Genomic DNA, 19,798 nt, shown 5'->3' on the forward strand with positions numbered 1-19,798 from the left:
TATAATAAGTTTGATTGATATATTGTTTAAAATATTGATTGAAAAAGTTAAAACAATAGATAGTAGCAAATAGCTATTAAAAATAAAGTTAAGAGAGAAGTGATATGAGTGAATGATAAATTAAAATATTTTTCTTATAGTCAAAATTCAATTAACACATATAAATCATGTCCATTGAAGTTTAAATATAAATATATTGATAGAATAAATTGGAAAAATGATGATATTGGTAGTAGAGAGTATTATGAAAGCTTAAAAACAGGAAGAGATTTTCATTTAATTTGCGAAAGGTATTTTAATAATATACCCCTTGGAATCTATTTTAATGATGAGGATAAAAATAGCAAAAAATTTTTAAAATGGATTGAAAATATAAAAAAAGTTGTCCCTATTAAAGAAGATAAAATATATCTACCAGAGTATGAAGTAAGGATGACTTTAAGAGGAGATACACTACAGGCAAAGTATGATTTAGTTGTAGTTGGAAAAGATGAGATAGAGATATGGGATTGGAAAACTGAGTCTAGAAAGATTGACTATAAAAATGTAGAAAATAGAATACAAACAATTGTTTATATGTTTTTAGCAAAAGAAGTAATCCCAAAAGTTTTAAAAATGGACATAAATGTTAAAGATATAAATATGAAATACTATCAACCTGAATTTGATGACTTACCAATCATCATTTCATATGATGAAGAAAAGCATGAAACAAATAAAAATAAAATTCAAACTTATATAAATATGATAAAGAATACTAATTATGAAGAACATACATACGAAGACAATCTATACAATGATATAGAAAAGGTATATAATAAAGAAGAACGTATGTGCTATAGAAATAAGAACCATTGCAAGTATTGCGAATTCAATAAATTATGCAATGATAAAGAAATAGATTATAGTATTTTGGAGGCGGAAATTTATGGGACTTAGGTTTATATTAGGTAGAGGTGGAAGTGGAAAATCTACTTATATGCTAGATGAAATTAAAAGAGAAGCTCAAAGAAATGAAATAACATCAATTATACTTTTAGTTCCAGAACAATACACATTTGAGGCTGAAAATAGAGTAAGTAAACTATTTTTAGGAAAAGAAAAAGATAAGTATCTAAGAGTTAGAGTGCTTAGTTTCAAAACATTAAGTAATATAGTTTTTTCTCAAGCAGGAGGATTAACAGATGTAAATATAAATTCTAGTGGAAAAGCAATGATGGTATATAGAGCGATTGAAGATGTAAGTGAAGAATTAAATGTATTTTCAAAGTCAAAGTCACAATCTGGTTTTGTAAGTTCAATTACAGATATGATATCAGAAATGAAACAGTACAATATAAGTCCTGAAATGTTAGAAAATATATCAGGAGAATTAGATAATGAGACTTTAAGCCTAAAATTAAAAGATATAAGTAAAATATATAATTCTTTTGAAGGAAAATTACATGAAAATTATGTAGATGCTCAAGATATGTTAACCTCATTGGCAAATAGGATAGAATTAAGCAGTTATTTAGATGGAGCTTGTGTTTATATAGATGAATTTACAGGTTTTACACCAAATCAGTACAATGTGATAAAGAGCATATTAAATAAAGCTAAAAATGTCAGTATTTCTTTAACTGTAGATGACATTAATTATATTGGATATAGTAAAGCAGATGTATTTTCTAGAACTAAATTTACTTATTCAAAGTTAACTCAATTGTGTAATGAAGAGGGGATAAAAATACTTCCACAAGTAAATTTGAATACAGGTGTTATAAAAAGATTTGAAGAAATCAAAGAATTACAATACTTAGAAAGATTTTATAATGCTTATCCATATAAAACATATTTAAATTCAACTGAAAATATAAAGATAAAAGAGTTTAATAATTTATATTCAGAGGTAGAAGAAATAGCTAAAGAAATTGTACATTTAGTTAGAGATAAGAATGTTAGATATAGAGATATAACTATAGCCACAAGAGATTTAAATAGATATGATTTTTTAGTACACTCTATATTTAATGAATATAATATACCAAATTTTATAGATAAGAAGAGAGAAGCAAAAAGTAACCCGATAGTTATTTTAATTATTTCAGCCTTAGAAATGAAGCATAGACGATATGGATATGAGACCATGTTTAGATATTTAAAAAGCGGACTTATAGGAATTGATAATAATGATATAAATTTACTAGAAAACTATGTGCTAGTTAATGGAATAAAAGGTAAGAAATGGTTTGATGAAAAATGGGATTATAGAATAACACAGAGTCTTTCTAGTGAAGAAAGTGACTTTGAACTAGAATTAAAAGATAAAATAAATGAAATAAAAAATAGAGTACTAGAGCCAATAGTTACTTTACAAGAAAAACTAAAAGGGAAAAATAGAGTAAAAGAAATATGTAAGTATATATATGATTTTTTACTGGATATAAATATGCCAGAAACTATAGAAAGTTTAATAGTAAATTTTAAAGATAAAGGAGAACTTGATGTTGCCAATCAATACTCACAAGTTTGGGATATAGTAGTGGATGTACTAGACCAAATGGTTGAGCTTATGGGTGATGAAATAATTTCTTTAGAAAAATTTATAAAGCTAATAACTTTAGGTTTTGATGAATACGAATTAGGATTAGTTCCTCCTAGTATAGACCAAGTACTTGTAAGTAGTGTGGAGAGAATGAAAAATCCAAATACTAAGTATTTATATCTAATTGGAACTACTGATGGTATATTTCCTCTAATTACAAAGGATAGTGGGATATTAAGTGATAATGATAGAGAAAATCTTGGAAGTAAAGGAATTGAAGTTGACATTGATAGTAAAACTAGAAGTTTTGAGGAACAGTTTCTAGTATATAAGGCTCTTACTTCTACATCTGAGAATTTAATCATAACATATCCTATATCTGACCATGAAGGTAAAACTCTTAGACCATCAATAATTATATCAAGACTTAAAAAGATATTTCCAAATATAGACAACAAAAGTTATTTAGTAGAAGAAGATAAGCAAAATGATGAAGATATACTTAAAAAAATAACTGTTAAATCACCTACATTTAATAAACTTATAAATGTAATAAAAAATTATGATAATGATAGCTACAATAAAGAAGATATTAATAGTATTTGGTTAGATATATATAGATACTATCTAAAGGATGAAATGTATAGTTCGATAACAAAAAAAGTTATAAAAGGGCTTAGTTATACCAATCAAGTCCATAAGATTGAAGAAAAAAAGATAAGGTCGTTATATAAAAGTAATTCTCTTAGTGTATCTAGGCTTGAAAAATATGCAGAGTGCCCATTTGCTTATTTTATACAGTATGGTTTAAAAGCTAGAAAACGTAAAGAATATTCATTTACACCACCAGATTTGGGAACTTTCATTCACAATATTTTAGATAGATTTTCAAAGGAGCTTTCACAAGATAGTTTATCTTGGAGAGACATTGATGAAAAGTATATAGAATTAAAGATAGGTATAATAGTTGATGAAATAATTTCAAAGATACCAGGATATATATTAAATAGTTCTGAAAGGTATAAATATCTTGCATATAGATTAAAAAATATGTTGACAACTGCTGTAGATATAATCAGTCAACAAATAAAACAAGGTTCATTTGAGCCAATAGATTATGAAGTTAATTTTGGAAGAGATGGAAAATATCCTCCTATAAAAATAGTATTAGATAATGGAGAAGAAGTAAATCTAATTGGGCAAATAGACAGAGTTGATGAATTTAAAGAAGGAGAAAATAAATATATAAGAATAGTAGATTATAAATCGGGCAATAAAGATATAAGTTTGACAGAAATATATTATGGTCTACAGTTGCAATTACTTGTGTATTTAGATGCAATTCTTGACAGTGTAAAAGGAGAAGATGTAAATATAAATCCAGCTGCAATATTATATTGTAGAATAAATAACCCAATAGCGAAATTTAATGAAGATAAAGATGATGAAGAAATACAAGAAGCAATACTAAAAGAACTTAGAATGAAGGGGCTTGTAATAAAAGATTCTCATATAATAAAAGAAATGGATAAATCATTAATAGATGGAGAAAGAAAAAACTCTTTAGTAATACCAGTAGGTCTTACAAAGGATGGAAATGTAGGCAAAAGCACATCAGCAGTAACTTATGAGGAGTTTAAATTACTTAGAAATTATGTAAAACATGCTATAAAGGATTTATGTGAAGATATGTTAAGTGGAGAAATCTGTATAGCTCCATATAAACACAAAGATGGAACATCATGTGATTTTTGTGATTATTCAGCTATATGCCAATTTGATTCAACTATGAAAGATAATAAATATAAAAATTTAAATAATAAGAGCAATGAAGAAATAATAAAACTGATGAAAGGAGATGTTAATTAGTGAGTTCTCCTAAATGGACAAAAGAGCAATTAGAAGTCATAGAAAGTAGAGATTGCAATTTATTGGTTGCAGCAGCTGCTGGGTCAGGAAAAACAGCAGTGCTAGTTGAGCGTATAATTCAAATGATAACAAGTAGGGAAAATCCAATCGATATAGATAAGTTATTAGTGGTTACATTTACTAATGCTGCTGCATCAGAGATGAGAGAGAGAATAGGTGATGCTATAGGAAAATCACTAGATGAAAATCCAGAAAATAAACATTTACAAAATCAACTGGTTCTATTAAATAAATCTAGCATTACAACAATACACTCATTTTGTTTGGATGTTATAAAATCAAACTTTCATAGAATAAATTTAGACCCAAATTTCAGAATAGGAGACCAAACTGAATGTGCTATTTTGAAACAAGAGGCAATAGAAGATGTATTTGAAACCTTGTATGAAGAAAGAAATGAGGGATTTTTAAATTTAGTTGAAAGTTATGCAGAAAGAGGAGGAGACAAGGAAGTACAGGATATTATTTTAGGAATATATTCATTTGCAATGGCTTCTCCTAAACCTAAAAAATGGTTGCTTGATTCAGCAGAGAGATTTAATATTGATGAAGACTTTGATTTTTCACAATCTATTTGGGCTAGAGCTATATTAGATACTGTAAAAATAGAAATTAATGGTTTTTGTTTAAATATGGAAAAGGCATTAAAAGAAGTTGAATCAATAGCAGAATTAGAAACCTTTTCAGAAAAGTTAGCTATTGAGTATAAAAAAATAGTAGGTATTTCAGAAGCGTGTAATAAGTCCTGGAATGAAGCATATAAAAAGATGGCAGCTATGTCTTTTGAAAACTATGTAAAAGGAGTAAAAAGGATACCAAAAGATGCTCCTTCATATATAAAAGAATCAAAAGAAAAAGCAAAGGCTATGAGAGATAAGGCTAAGAAATCTTTAGAAAGTATAGTAAATGCTACATTTAATAAAGATAATGACTCTATTAAAGAAGAAATAAAATATCTTTATAATATAGTCAAGCCTATATCTAATATTGTACTGAGATTTGAAGAGGAATATAGTAATAAGAAAAGTGAAAAAGGAATAATAGACTTTAATGATATAGAGCATTTTGCCTTAAATATACTAACCAATATGGATGAAGAAGGTAATATTGTACCTTCTGATATAGCAATGGGATATAGAAAGAAGTTCTATGAGATATTTATAGATGAATATCAAGATAGTAATCTAGTACAGGAAGTGTTGCTTAAAGCTGTGGCTAACACAGAAACACCAAATAGGTTTATGGTTGGAGATGTAAAGCAGAGTATATATAGATTTAGACAAGCAAAGCCAGAATTATTTTTACAAAAATACAATAACTATAATGATAAAAAGGGAACTTCTCATAGAAAAATAATGCTTTATAAAAACTTTAGAAGTAGGGAAGAAGTTGTAGATGCTGTAAATTATATATTTGAAAATATAATGAATGAAAATATAGGAGAAATTGAATATACAGAAAAAGAAAGGCTCAATTTGGGGGCTGATTTTAAATTGGATACAGATGAAGCATCTATTATTGGCGGAGCAACAGAAGTACATCTTATACAAAAAGATAATAAACTTGATGATGATACTATAAACAATAAAAATGATAGTGATAATAATGAAGACAATGAATTAGAAGAAGAAAAATTAGATAATATACAACTTGAGGCCAGAATGGTTGGAAAGATTATTAAAGATTTAATGAGAGCTAATGAAGAAGGAAAAATCCAAAAAATCTACGATAAGGGAATTGACGGATATAGACCTGTGGAGTTTAGAGATATAGTGATTCTTTTAAGAGCAACATCAGCATGGGCTCCAGTGTTTGCAGATGAATTGATGAATATGGATATACCAACATATGCCGATGTTGGAGTGGGATATTTTGATACCATTGAAATAAAAACTATATTATCATTACTTCAGATAATAGATAATCCAATACAAGATATACCACTTATATCTGTATTAAAATCTCCTATATTTGGATTTACACCAGAGGATTTGATTGGTATTAGAATTCAGAATAAAGATAAGACTTTTTATGAAGTTTTAGAAAGTACATCAGAGTATGATGATTTTATAGATTCTCAAAATGAAAATAAGTCTGAGTTTATTCCAAGTAAAGAATGTATAAGTAAAAGCAAGGATTTTTTCGTTAAATTAAGGGATTTTAAAGAAAAATCAATGTACATGAGTACTGACGAATTTATTTGGTATTTGTATACAAAGACTGGATATTATGCTTATGTTGGGGCATTGCCAGGTGGAAGTCAAAGACAAGCTAATTTAAAAGTATTGTTTGAGAGAGCAAAACAATTTGAAGAGACTAGTTTTAAGGGAATATTCAACTTTGTAAATTTTATAGAGAAATTAAAAAAATCTAGTTCTGATATGGGAAGTGCAAAGACACTTGGAGAAAATGCAAATGTTGTTAGGATAATGAGTATTCATAAAAGTAAAGGATTAGAATTTCCAGTAGTTATATGTTCTGCAATGGGTAAAAACTTCAATACTCAAGATTTTAAAAAGAGTATCTTATATCATCATAATTTAGGGTATGGACCTCAGTTTGTAGATTATGAAAGAAGAATATCTTTTCCAAGTATAGCCAAGGAAGCATTAAAAAGTAAAATAAATATAGAAAATCTATCAGAAGAGATGAGAGTTTTATATGTTGCATTTACAAGAGCAAAAGAAAAATTGATTATAACAGGTTCTACTAGAAATGTACAAGAGAGTATAAAACGATGGGCAAATGGAATTGAAGGTCTGGATACAATATCACAATATGAGATACTAAAAGGTAAAAATTTTCTGGATTGGATAATGCCTTGTGTATTAAAACATAAAGACTTATCTAATTTATTGGAAGATGTAGGTTTAGATGCAGTCTTTAATGTTGACCATAATTCAAAATGGCATGGAAGACTATGGAATAAGAATGATGTCTTAATAGAAAGAAAGACTAATGAAGAAAATGAAAGTATTGAAGAAATCCTTGAAAAGATAGATGTAGATAATCCTGATAGCAATTATTATACTGAAATAGAAGAAAAATTAAATTATGTATATCCATATGAGTTTAGCACAAGAAAACCTGCTAGTATATCTGTCACAGAAATAAAAAAAATACAAAACAACTATGAGGAAGAGTTAATAAATACTATATTTGAACAAAAAGTAACACTAAAAAAACCTCTATTCATTCAAAATGATGAAGAAAGAGAAAAGATTAATGGAGCAGAAAGAGGTACTATAGTCCATTTGGTTATGGAAGTTTTAGACTTAAAAAAAGTAAATAGTGTAAATGATATAAAGTCACAAATACAAGGATTTATTTCAAAAGGTGTAATAACAGAAAAACAGGCTAGTATAGTAAATCCATATAAAATATATAAATTTTTTGCTTCAAATATAGGCAAAAGGATGCTGAATGCTGAACTTATAAATAGAGAAAAATCCATTTATGCACAAGTGAATATGAAAGATATTTATATTTATGAAGAATTAATAAAAAATGATGATAAAAAACTCTATGATAAAGAAAGTGTCATGTTAAGAGGTATAGTTGATGCTTATTTTGAAGAAGATAATCAAATAGTTTTAGTTGACTATAAAACAGATTTTGTAAATGAAGAAAATATAAATCAAATAATAGAGAAATATAAAAAACAATTAGATTTATATGCAGATGTTATTGAAACTTTAACAGGGAAGTCAGTAAAAGAAAAATGTATATATTTATTTGGTGTTGATGAAGCTGTTTGTTATTAGTTTTTTTATATAAATTAAACATAAAGACAGAGGAAGGGGAAAAAATGAGATTTATTCATACATCAGATTGGCATCTAGGGAAATCCCTAGAGGGCCATTCTAGAATTGAGGAGCAAGCAAAGTTTTGTGAGGAATTTATAGAAATAGTAGAATCAAATGAAATAGATATGGTTGTAATTGCTGGAGATATATATGATACTTCTAATCCTCCTGCACAAGCAGAAAAACTGTTTTATCAAACTGTTTCAAAACTTGCTAATAATGGGCAAAGGTGTGTATTAATAATTTCAGGAAATCATGATAATCCAGAGAGACTTTCTGCAATAACACCTTTAGCACATGAACAGGGAATACTTATATTTGGTTATCCATCAAGTGCTACAACAAAAGCTAAGTATAGAAACTTTGAAATAACAGATGCAGTACAAGGATGCACAACACTAAATATAAATGGTGAAAGTGTTGTAATTGCTACCTTACCTTATCCAAGTGAAAAAAGATTGAATGAAGTTTTTTCGAGTGAAGATGATTTGGAAAAACAAAAAACTTATTCTGAAAAGGTAGGCAATATATTTAAAAATCTAGAAGAAAACTTTAGAAGTGATACTATAAATATAGCAGTATCACATATATTTGTAATAGGTGGAGAGAGTACTGAATCAGAAAGACCAATACAACTAGGAGGAAGTTTTTTAGTTGAAAGAAAAGACTTACCAGAAAAAGCTCAATACACTGCATTAGGTCATTTGCATAAACAACAAAAAGCTTCTGAACGTTTAAATGCATATTATTCAGGTTCTCCACTTCAATATAGTAAAGATGAAAGAGCATATACTAAAGGTGCATATATAGTGGATATAAAGGCTGGTGAAAAACCAGTAATTGGGGAAGTATACTTTAATAATTATAAACCTATAGAAGTATTTAAATGTAATGGTATAGAAGAAGCTTTAGAGATATGTGAGCAAAATCAAAATAGAGATATTTGGTCATACTTTGAAATAAATACTGATGAGATAATATCACAGAATGAAATAAAAAAAATGAAGGAATTATTAAAAGACATAATAGAAATAAAACCAATAATAACATCTTGCTATGAACAAGAAAGTGTAGATATAAAAGAAAAGTCTATGGCAGAGTTATTTAAAGAATTTTATTCTTTTAGTAGAGGTGTGGAGCCAAAAGGGGAGCTTATGGATTTGTTTCTAGATATAATAAGTGAAGAGGGTGAATCAGCAGATGAGACCAATTAGGTTAGAAGTTACAGGACTTAATAGCTACATTGATAAACAAGTTATAGACTTTGAAAAGCTAATTGAAAGAGGTTTGTTTGGGATATTTGGAACTACTGGAAGTGGAAAATCTACAATTTTAGATGCAATAACCATTGCTATGTATGGAAATATCTCCAGAAATACAAAAGAATATATAAATAGTGTATGTGATAAGGCAATTATATCATATGAATTTGAGATAGGAAGTAAAAATACTAGAAGAAGATATATTGTAGATAGAACTATTGCTAGAAGCAAAACAGGAACAAAGACTTCTAATGCTAGATTAATAGAGATATTGAATGACAATACTAAAAATGTCTTAGCTGATAAGGTTGTGGAAGTAAATGAAAAGGTAGCTCAAGTTGTAGGGCTAACAGCTAATGATTTTACTAGGTCAGTAGTTTTGCCACAAGATAAATTTAATGAGTTTCTGAGATTGTCACGAGCAGATAGAAGGGATATGTTAGAGAGAATTTTCAATCTTGAGAAATATGGAAGAAGTCTTGGAGAAAAAGTAAAAAAGAGAAAAAACCTACATTTACAAAATTTAAAAGATTTAAAATCAAAATTAAGCCAATATGATGGAGTTACAGAAGAAGTATACAACAATATAAATCAAGAATTAATAGAATTAAAACAAACTGAAAAAGAGAAAAATAAAGCTTTGGATTTGGCTCAGAAATCTTATGAAGAGAGTAAAGCAGTATATGAAGAACAATTAAAACTAGAGAAAAATGAGATTAGAAAAGATGAACTTAATTTAAAAAGCAATGAGATAAAAGAAAAGACAAGTGTTGTAGAAAATGATAATAATGCAAGAAAAGTAGACCCATACATAGGCTCTGTTCAAAATCTAGAAAAAAAAATAAATGAAGATAACTTTACTGTAAGTAATTTAGAAAAGAAATTAGTGATACTAAATCAGGAACTTGAGGTCATAAAAAATAGATATGAAAAAATAAGTAGAATTAAAAATGAAGAGGTTCCTAAATTAAGTGAAGAAAAGATAAGGTTGCAACAGGCAATAAGATTAGAAGAGGAGTTAGTTTTATTAGATAAAGAGTTAAAAGAGTTAAAAGAACATGGTGTTAATTTAAATAAGAATAAAGTAGAATTAGAAAAAGTAAAACAAGAGGCTGAATCTAGAAAAGATGCAGTAATTAAGTCTATAAAAGAAGTTGAAGGAAAAATCGATAAAGTAAATATAGGTGCTGAATTAAAACAAAAGATATTTTTAGCATATGAATATGAGAAAGATTATAATAAAGTCTTAGAAGAGAAGAATCAAAAAGTAAATAAACTAGAAGAAATACTTAAAGAGACAGAAGACATAAATTTAAAAATCAGATATATCGATAAAGATAAAAATGATACAAAACGTAATTTAGAAAATTTATCTCTTCACTTAGATGTTCTTCTTAGAAAATGTCCTGGTAAGAGTGCAGATTTACTTTTAAAATCTGAATATGTAACTGAATTAAGAAATAAATCAAACAATACTAAAGAAAATGAAATTAAGAAGAATAATATACAAGATGAATTAAAGATAGTACTGGAAAGTAAGTTTAATACTGAAAGAGAAATAAATTTACTAAATGAGAAGCTTGAAAATAATAGAAAAAATAGAGAAGACTTAGAAAAAGAACTAGAAGAGTTAAAATATTTAAATTTAGCATCAGAGCTTAGACGTGAGTTAAAAGAAAATACGCCATGCCCAGTTTGTGGGTCAAAACATCATGAAAACCATAATATAACTAAATATGATGAGAATATAGCTTTTGTCAAAGAAAAACTAGAAAAACAGGAAAAAGAAAAATTAAGTATAAGACGCAATATAGAGGAATTAAATGCTAAAGTAAGTGGATATTTATCTGTAGAAAAAATGAAAACTAAAGAATTGGAAGATGTAAAAGGAAAACTAGGTGATATTCCATCTAGTCAATTGTTAAAAAAGCTTGATGACGAACAAAGAAAACTTGCTTTGCTTAAATCTAACATTCAAGAATGGGAGAAAGAGAAAGAAGACACCGAAAATAAGATAACATTAGTTAAAGAAGAGAAGAATAAAGTTGAAAAAGAAGAACTAAAAATAAAAGAAAGCTTGAATAACTATAAGAAATTAACGAGAGACTTAAATACAGAGATAGAAAGCCTAGAAAATAAATGTAAAAAACTAAAACAGGAGTATATAGGATTAAAGACGATTACTAAAGTTTCTAATCTATCATCAAAGGTAGAAGAAATAAGAGAAAATGAAAAAAAATTAGAATTACTAAGCACTGGATACTCCAAATTATTAAAAAATAGAGATTCATTAGACCTTAAAATAAGAGAAAATCAAAGTAAACTACATGAGATAGAGATAGAGTTAATAAGAGCTAGAGAATTATATGTAGAAAAAAAAGTGCATAGAGAAAATAAGTATAAAGAAGTTATTAACATAACTAAGGGTGATTTGGCTAAAAATCTTTTACATAATGTTGAAGAAAATATATGTAAGATATTAGAACAAGAAGAATCAAGTAGAAAAAAATTAGAAGAGCAAAGATTAGAGTATGAAAAAAATATTGCTGAAAAACACAATATAGATGGTAGACTTAAAACAGCTAGAGAACAATATAAAGAACAAAAAGTAATATTAAATGGATTATTAGCAGAAAATAAATTTGAAAGTATATATGCAGTAAAAAGAGCTTTATTAGATGGCGATGAAATAAAAAAATTAATTGAAGAGATATTAGAATATGAAGAAGAACAAAAATTATTGACATTTAAAATAAAATCATCAAAAGAAAAATTAAATGGTAGGACTGTAAAGAAGGAATACTTTGAGCAATTAAAAGACGAGATTTATAATCTAAAAGTTGAGATAGGTAATATATCAAAAGATATTGGAGCTAATCAAAATAAGCTAATAACATTAAAAGACTCTTTAGATAAGATAAATGATTTTAATAAAGAGCTTAAAGTAGTTGAACACCAGGTAGATTTATTAGAGGAATTAGATAAATGTGTGCAAGGAAACAAGTTTGTAGAATATGTTTCTACAAACCAATTAAAATATATCGCTTTGGAAGCATCAAAAAGATTGGAAAGAATAACAAAAGGAAGATATGCACTTGAAATTGATTCGACGCTGAATTTTGTAATGAGAGACAATTTTAATGGAGGAGAAAGACGAAGTATTGATACCCTATCTGGTGGAGAAACATTCTTAACTTCTCTATCACTAGCACTTGCTCTTTCATCTCAGATACAATTAAAGGGAAGTGCACCTCTAGAATTCTTCTTTTTAGATGAAGGTTTTGGCTCACTAGATAGTGAACTTTTAGAAATTGTTATAGAATCATTGGAAAGATTGCATAGTAATAATCTAAGTGTGGGTATAATAAGTCATGTCGAGGAACTTAAAAATAGAGTTCCTGTTAAGTTAATAGTTTCATCTAGTGAGGCTGGAGTAGGTTCACAAGTAAAAATTGAATATAGTTAAAAACATATGTTAATTGAATATATTATCTAATATTTCCAAAAAATATATAATTGTGATATAATTAAAACTAATATTAAAGTTATTTATAATTAATATTAATATAAAAACATGTAATTAGGAGTGTGGTAAGTGTTGGAATCGCCCAATAATTTGATTCAGATTATATTTTTAATAGTATTACTTATGGGGTCTGCATTTTTCTCAGCATCTGAAACGGCTTTAATGTCATTGAGTAAAATCAGAATCAGATATATGCAAGATGAAGGAGTTAAAGGAGCTAAGTTAGTAAGTTCATTAATAGAAAGTCCAAATAAACTTTTAAGTTCTATATTGGTTGGAAATAACGTCGTAAATATAGCAGCAACATCCATATCAACATCTTTATTTATAGGATTAATGGGAGAAAAAGGAGTGGCACTTGCTACAGCTGTGATGACAGTGTTAGTATTGATATTTGGTGAAATTACTCCAAAGACAATAGCAGCAAGTAATTCAGAAAAGGTTTCTCTATTAGTATCCAAACCTATAAAAGTAATTATATTTATATTAAGACCAATAGTATGGATATTTAACATAATCACAAGTGTTATATTTAAATTATTCGGTATAACAAATAAAGGAGCCAAATCATTCATAACTGAAGAAGAATTAAAAACCATGGTAAATGTAAGCCATGAAGAAGGCGTCCTTGAAATGGAAGAAAGAGAAATTATAAACAATGTATTTGAATTTGGAGATATGCAAGCTAAAAATGCAATGATACAAAGAATAGATATGGTAGCTATAGATATGGAAGATAGTTATGATGAGATAATACAGGTATTTAAAACTGAGAAATTGAGTAGAATGCCCGTGTATGAAGAGACTATAGATGATATTGTAGGAATACTTAATATAAAAGACATTATATTTTTATCAGATGAGGAAATAGAATCATTTGACATTAAAAACTATATGAGAGAGCCTTTTTTCACATATGAATTCAAAAAAATAACACAACTTCTTGAAGAGATGAAACTTGAAAAAAGCCAAATGGCCATAGTTGTAGATGAGTATGGTGGAACATCTGGTCTTCTAACTATAGAAGATTTAGTAGAAGTAATTGTTGGTGATATAGAGGATGAATATGATGAGGAAGAAGATGAAATACAAGTTATAAAAGAAGATGAGTATATTGTAGATGGAAGTACTAAAATTGGTGATGTTAATGAACTTATTGGTGTAAACTTAGAATCTGAAGAATTTGATTCTATAGGTGGCTTTATAATTGGACACTTGAGCAGATTGCCAGAAGAGAATGAAGTAATTGAAGTCGATAATATAAGATTTTGTATAGAGAGTATAGAAAAAAATAGAATTAAAAAAATAAGAATATATACATAATGTAATAATGTTCTTAAATTTATTATGAGTGCATGTAATGTAAAAGTTAAATTTTATATTGCATGCACTTATTTTTATTTTATATTCAAATAAAACTAGTATGAAATGGACAAAATAAAAATATAAATTAGAAGAAAGGAGATTTTTAAGATGAGCATACTAGAAAATAATTTCTTATATAAATTAAAAAATAATACCATCTTTTTTTGTATATATACATTGTTATTTGTTTTTCTTTATAAAGCTTTTCCATACATAGCCCCATTTTTTTTAGGTGGTATAATAGCACTTATGATTAATCCTATATCACAAAAGTTAGAAAATAAATTTCACATAAATAAAGGTGTATCTACGTTGGTTTTAAGTTTTCTTGCAGTTGCTATAGTTAGTACAGTTACTACAATAATAGTAATAAACTCAGTAAAAGAACTAATGGGATTTTTAAATAATGTATCAGCTAATCCTGAAGATATAAGTAATACTATTATGTATTTCTTAAATAAAGTAAACGACTTCATGAAAACATTTCAAGAAATAGCTAATTTTGATGTAGAGCAGTTAGTAAATAAATTTAGTGGTGAAGTGATGCAAATTACAAAAAATCTTCTTACAAGTATCCTTGGATTAGCCACTTCCATCCCATATATTATAATATTTATAATTACTTTGTTTATTGCTACATATTTTATAGCAAAAGATTTAGATAAAATTGAAAATAATTTTTATAATATGTTCACTACTGATGTCAGAAAGAAAGTAAAAAATGTAAAAAAAGAAGCAGGTCTTTCTCTTGTTGGATATATAAGAGCTTATACAATACTTATGGCTATAACATTTTTTGCAATTTGGGGAAGTTTTGCTTTATTTGGATTAAAATATGGTTTAATAGTAGGATTTGTGGGAGCTTTAATGGATTTAATTCCATTTCTAGGTATTATAACAATATACCTTCCAGTAATAGTTTACTATTTTCTTATAAAAAATTATTTTATAGCTATAAGTATGACTATAATATTTTTTATCTTATCTTTAATTAGAGAAATACTAGAACCTAAACTAGTATCTGTAAATGTTGGATTAAATCCACTGGCTACACTTGCTGCAATTTTTATTGGAATCCAAGTAAAAGGAATAATTGGCGTAATTTTTTGTTTGGGTTTGGTGTGTATGCATGATATACTTAAGAAGGTGGATATTTTTTAATTATAATAACTTAGAACTTTTTTTAAATAAAAATTTATTCACTAATAAATAAAAAATTTCATTAATAGTATAAGAAAGAGGGTATATACGTGAAACAAAAAGTAGTAGAAAGATTTTTAAAATACGTATCATTTGATACAACATCCAATTCTCAATGTGAAAATTGTCCATCTTCAGAAGGTCAAAGAGTTTTAGCTAAGTATATAGTTGAAGAGCTAAAATCAATGGGTATTGATGATGTAAGTTTAGATGAAAATAGTTATATAATGGCTACTTTAAAGGGAAACACTGATGGTGTGGATACTATAGGGTTCATATCACATTTAGATACAATTGAAGATGTTAGTGGAAAAGATATTAAACCAAGAATAATTCAAAACTATGATGGAAAAGATATAGTTTTAAATGAAGAATTAAATGTTGTTACGTATATAAGTGATTCTCCAGAGTTAGAAGAATTTAAGGGAGATGATTTAATAGTTACTGATGGAACAACTTTACTTGGTTCTGATGATAAAGCTGGTATAGCTGAAATAGTAACTGCAATAGAATACTTAATAAATCATCCAGAAATTAAACATGGAGATATAAAAATAGGATTTACACCTGATGAAGAAATTGGTAGAGGTGCTGATTTATTTAATGTTGAAAAATTTGGAGCAAAATATGCATATACTTTAGATGGAGGAATAGTTGGAGAGCTTGAATGTGAAAATTTCAATGCAGCAAATGCAACTATTACTATACATGGTAGAAATGTTCATCCAGGGTCAGCTAAAAATAAAATGGTAAATGCTATACATATAGCTGCTGAAATATCAGAAATGTTTCCAGCAGATGAAAGACCAGAAACAACAGAGGGATATGAAGGTTTTTGGCATCTAAATTCTATAGGTGGAAATGTTGAAAATGTAAGTATGGCTTATATTATTAGAGACCATTGTAGAGAAAAGTTTGAACAGAGAAAGTCTATTATGATAGAAAATATAGAAAAAATAAATAGGAAATATGACAATAGAGTAGAATTAGACTTAAAAGATTCTTATTATAATATGAAAGAAAAAATTGAACCAGTTATGTTTATAGTTGATATAGCTAAAGATGCCATGGAGGAATTAGGTATAAAGCCACGTCTAGTTCCTGTAAGAGGAGGAACTGATGGAGCAAGATTATCTTTTAATGGATTACCTTGTCCAAATATATTTACTGGAGGATTAAACTTCCATGGTAAAAATGAATGTATACCAGTTAGTTCTATGGAGAAAGCTACTCAATTAATTATAAGAATAGCTGAAAAATATGCTGAAAGAGTTTAGTTAAAAGTATTTAAAAACTAATCATTTAAAGTTATAATAGCTATATCATTCTTTATAAGTCAAACTGATTATGAGTTTGTATTGTATTTGAGATGATATAGCTATTTTTGTAATTAGTTTTATAAAGGATAATTATTTTTAATTGTGTGTATTGATAAAAGGTACAGATAGCAATAAGTATTAATATTAAAAAGGGGGAATTATATTGAAAATTAAATCTAAAAAAATAATAGCATTTGCACTTGTAGTGGGAATTATGATGCCAAGTTGTGTATATGCAGACATCACTGATAAAAATCAAAATACACAGACAGGTATGAATCATTATCTTAAAAACAGAAAGTCTCCAAAGGGAGAGACCTTAATTGGTGAAGATAGATTTGATACGGCCATAAAAATATCTCAAAGTGGATGGAATAATGGTTCAGAGAGAGTATTTCTAGTTAATTCAAATTCATTGCCAGATGCATTGGCTTCAACTCCTTTAGCTAGTAAGTTGGATGCACCAATACTACTTACTAATAAAAATAGTATACCAGATAATGTTACAGATGAAATAAAAAGACTTAATCCAGAAGAAGTTATTTTAATCGGAAGTGAAGGAGCTATTTCATCGAGTGTAAAAGAATCTCTTGAGGACATAGGAGTGTTAGTAAGCAGAATTGGTGGAGCAGATAGAGAAGAGACTTCATTACTTCTTACTAAGCAACTGGATGATACAGGAGATTTAGGTGTTTCAAAAGTAGCAGTAGTTAATGGATACAATGGGTTAGCAGATGCAACCTCAATATCAAGTCCAGCAGCAAGTGATAATATGGCTATAATATATACAAGTAAAGATAGTATAAGAAGTGGAGTAAAGAGTTTTATTACACAAAATTCAAATGAGACTTACATAATAGGTGGAGAATATAGTATAAGTAAAAACCTTGAGGGACAATTAGCCAATTCAGAAAGGCTAGCAGGTACAGATAGAAAAGATACAAATGCCAAAGTTTTAGAAAAATTTTATGGAAAATTAAGTAAAGTTAATAATATGTATTTTGCAAAAGATGGAAGTGGAAGAGAAGCTGATTTAGTTGATGGGCTTGCTGCTGGAGTATTAGCATCAAAGACAAAATCACCTGTAATCCTTGCAAGTGGAAGTTTAAGTAGTGCACAGAAAAGTTTTATAAAAAAAGTAAAGGCTGATAAATTTGTGCAAGTTGGTGGAGGTAAGAATAGTAAACCATATACAGAAGCATTAGAATTACAGTAATATAGATAAATCAATAACAACATATAATAAAAACAAGTAAACTAAGTTAGATTTAATTAGAGGTCTAGGATATTATCTTTAAAGTTCTAATTAAGATATAAATAGCAGAGTTTACTTGTTTTTTTTGTTCATTTAAAAGAATTAAGTTTGATTTATTTTTATTGAAAGTTTATTATTCGTTAATATTTATTATATTTCCAGTATTGATGTCAACTAAGTTGATATCAAGTTCAAGTTCATCTTCATCATCAGTTTTTATAATATCTATAATTGCTACAGAGTGGCTTCCATCTTTAGGAATAGAAGTACTTCCTGGATTTATAACTATTAAATTATCATCCATATATAGTTTCTTTATATGGGTATGACCTAAAACCAATATGTCAGCACCCATTTTTTTTGCCTTGTCAATAATTTCTTCTTCTGATTCTGTATAGCCATGATTTAATATAATTCTAATTTCACCAAATTGACTCATGACATAAGGACTTTGAATAGGATGTTCTATTACCATCTGGTCAACATCTGCATCACAGTTTCCTTTTACAATCATAATATTTTCTAACTTATTTAATACTTCGATAAATTTTTTAGGATTGTATCCTTCTGGAATCTCATTTCTAGGTCCATGATATAGGACATCTCCACCATGTAAGAGAATATCACAATCAGATAATACATTTAATGCTTTTTCAAAGTAAAGCGAGCTACCATGAGTATCACTCATTATTCCTATTTTCATATTTAAAATCCTCCTAATTGCAGTCTATAAAAATTTTTCAGATACTCTATGCCAAAACTCATAATTTGACATCCTAAGTAATTTTATTTTTGCATCAGATATACTAACTTTTATATTTTCGATTTGTCTAAATCTGTGTTCAACTCCATCAACTACAATTAATACTGAATCTTCAAATCTGTATTCTGGTGCAATTTTTATAATAGATTCATTTGAACATATTATACTTGATGTAAAACACCTATATGCGTTGGTGTTTATTGGGTGTAAAGGTGTAATCTGCATAAGTTCAAGATTTATATCAACAATACTACCTCCGGCAGAATAGTTATAGGCTGTTGAACCTGTGGAAGTAGAAATAATCATACCATCTCCACTAAAATTTTGTATGTGTCTATTATCAAGGTTTAAATTTAGGTGTATAGTCCTAGACTTGTCCCCCCTTATAACAACCTCATTTACAGCAAGCATGTTAGAGCCACTAGTAGTTGTGTATACTTCAGCATTAAGAAGTGACATTTCTTGAATAATATAATCTTTTTTTAGATAAGCTTCAATAAAGTTATCGATTTTATCTGGTAAAATATCAGGAAAAAAACCTAGATGTCCTGTATTTATACCCATTATAGGAATTTCAGGAAAATCGAAATCTCTAACTGTCCTTAAAAAAGAGCCATCACCGCCAATTGATATAATGAGCTCTGTATCTGGATAAACATCTGAATACACTTCAAAACCAGCATTGGTAAGTTTTCTAGTTAAGAGTTCTTTAGTCTCAAGGGACTTATTTAATTGGTTTGTATTTATAGTTATAATTCTTTTCATATATTCACCTCTTCATACTTTGTATTATAACATAGTTTTATAATTCTTAATTTATAAATTTATAAATGACCTAGCTTGTTG

At 27.6% G+C, this 19,798-nt stretch carries 11 protein-coding genes; 9 read left to right on the forward strand and 2 right to left on the reverse strand.

Translation table 11 applies throughout. The features are described 5' to 3' along the window. The first annotated feature begins 108 nt into the window (after window positions 1-108). From ACTG46_RS05320 to ACTG46_RS05360, 9 genes are all read left to right on the forward strand, one after another. The gene (locus ACTG46_RS05320) at window positions 109-939 is read left to right on the forward strand and encodes a PD-(D/E)XK nuclease family protein (protein WP_167640118.1); all 831 of its coding nucleotides are present in this window, start codon (window positions 109-111) and stop codon (window positions 937-939) included. Beyond that, the gene (gene addB, locus ACTG46_RS05325) at window positions 929-4,396 is read left to right on the forward strand and encodes a helicase-exonuclease AddAB subunit AddB (RefSeq protein ID WP_479923731.1); all 3,468 of its coding nucleotides are present in this window, start codon (window positions 929-931) and stop codon (window positions 4,394-4,396) included. Before ACTG46_RS05320 ends, addB begins: the two co-directional genes overlap by 11 nt. Then, the gene (addA, locus tag ACTG46_RS05330; RefSeq protein WP_479923732.1) at window positions 4,396-8,220 is read left to right on the forward strand and encodes a helicase-exonuclease AddAB subunit AddA; all 3,825 of its coding nucleotides are present in this window, start codon (window positions 4,396-4,398) and stop codon (window positions 8,218-8,220) included. Before addB ends, addA begins: the two co-directional genes overlap by 1 nt. A gap of 44 nt (window positions 8,221-8,264) precedes the next feature. Further along, on the forward strand, window positions 8,265-9,476 hold the full coding sequence (locus ACTG46_RS05335) for an exonuclease SbcCD subunit D (protein WP_054269957.1): 1,212 nt from the start codon (window positions 8,265-8,267) through the stop codon (window positions 9,474-9,476). Continuing rightward, window positions 9,463-12,990 (forward strand): AAA family ATPase, encoded by a 3,528-nt coding sequence (locus tag ACTG46_RS05340; protein ID WP_479923733.1) that lies wholly within the window; start codon window positions 9,463-9,465, stop codon window positions 12,988-12,990. Before ACTG46_RS05335 ends, ACTG46_RS05340 begins: the two co-directional genes overlap by 14 nt. Window positions 12,991-13,119: 129 nt before the next feature. Next, entirely contained in the window at window positions 13,120-14,373 is a 1,254-nt protein-coding gene (locus ACTG46_RS05345; protein ID WP_054269593.1) for an HlyC/CorC family transporter, read from the forward strand. 150 nt (window positions 14,374-14,523) lie between these two features. Next, window positions 14,524-15,576 (forward strand): sporulation integral membrane protein YtvI, encoded by a 1,053-nt coding sequence (ytvI, locus tag ACTG46_RS05350; RefSeq protein WP_054269594.1) that lies wholly within the window; start codon window positions 14,524-14,526, stop codon window positions 15,574-15,576. 89 nt (window positions 15,577-15,665) lie between these two features. Beyond that, window positions 15,666-16,892, forward strand: a complete 1,227-nt coding sequence (gene pepT / locus ACTG46_RS05355) for a peptidase T (RefSeq protein WP_479923734.1) — start codon at window positions 15,666-15,668, stop codon at window positions 16,890-16,892. Window positions 16,893-17,097: 205 nt separating this feature from the next. Then, window positions 17,098-18,150: a cell wall-binding repeat-containing protein gene (locus ACTG46_RS05360; protein WP_479923735.1), complete on the forward strand. Its 1,053-nt coding sequence runs from the start codon at window positions 17,098-17,100 to the stop codon at window positions 18,148-18,150. Between the two features lie 172 nt (window positions 18,151-18,322). On the opposite strand, the gene yfcE is transcribed toward ACTG46_RS05360, so the two are convergent. Further along, entirely contained in the window at window positions 18,323-18,892 is a 570-nt protein-coding gene (gene yfcE / locus ACTG46_RS05365; protein WP_243192757.1) for a phosphodiesterase, read from the reverse strand. Between the two features lie 24 nt (window positions 18,893-18,916). After that, window positions 18,917-19,717 (reverse strand): NAD(+)/NADH kinase, encoded by an 801-nt coding sequence (locus ACTG46_RS05370; RefSeq protein WP_054269598.1) that lies wholly within the window; start codon window positions 19,715-19,717, stop codon window positions 18,917-18,919. Window positions 19,718-19,798: the final 81 nt, after the last annotated feature.

The sequence above is a fragment of the Clostridioides sp. LIBA-7678 genome, assembly GCF_056716065.1.

Coding starts and splice junctions, on each gene's coding strand:
- yfcE (WP_243192757.1), bottom strand. CDS start 18,892: ATGAAAATAGGAATAATGAGTGATACTCATGGTAGCTCGCTTTACTTT.
- ACTG46_RS05370 (WP_054269598.1), bottom strand. CDS start 19,717: ATGAAAAGAATTATAACTATAAATACAAACCAATTAAATAAGTCCCTT.
- ACTG46_RS05340 (WP_479923733.1), top strand. CDS start 9,463: ATGAGACCAATTAGGTTAGAAGTTACAGGACTTAATAGCTACATTGAT.
- addB (WP_479923731.1), top strand. CDS start 929: ATGGGACTTAGGTTTATATTAGGTAGAGGTGGAAGTGGAAAATCTACT.
- ytvI (WP_054269594.1), top strand. CDS start 14,524: ATGAGCATACTAGAAAATAATTTCTTATATAAATTAAAAAATAATACC.
- ACTG46_RS05335 (WP_054269957.1), top strand. CDS start 8,265: ATGAGATTTATTCATACATCAGATTGGCATCTAGGGAAATCCCTAGAG.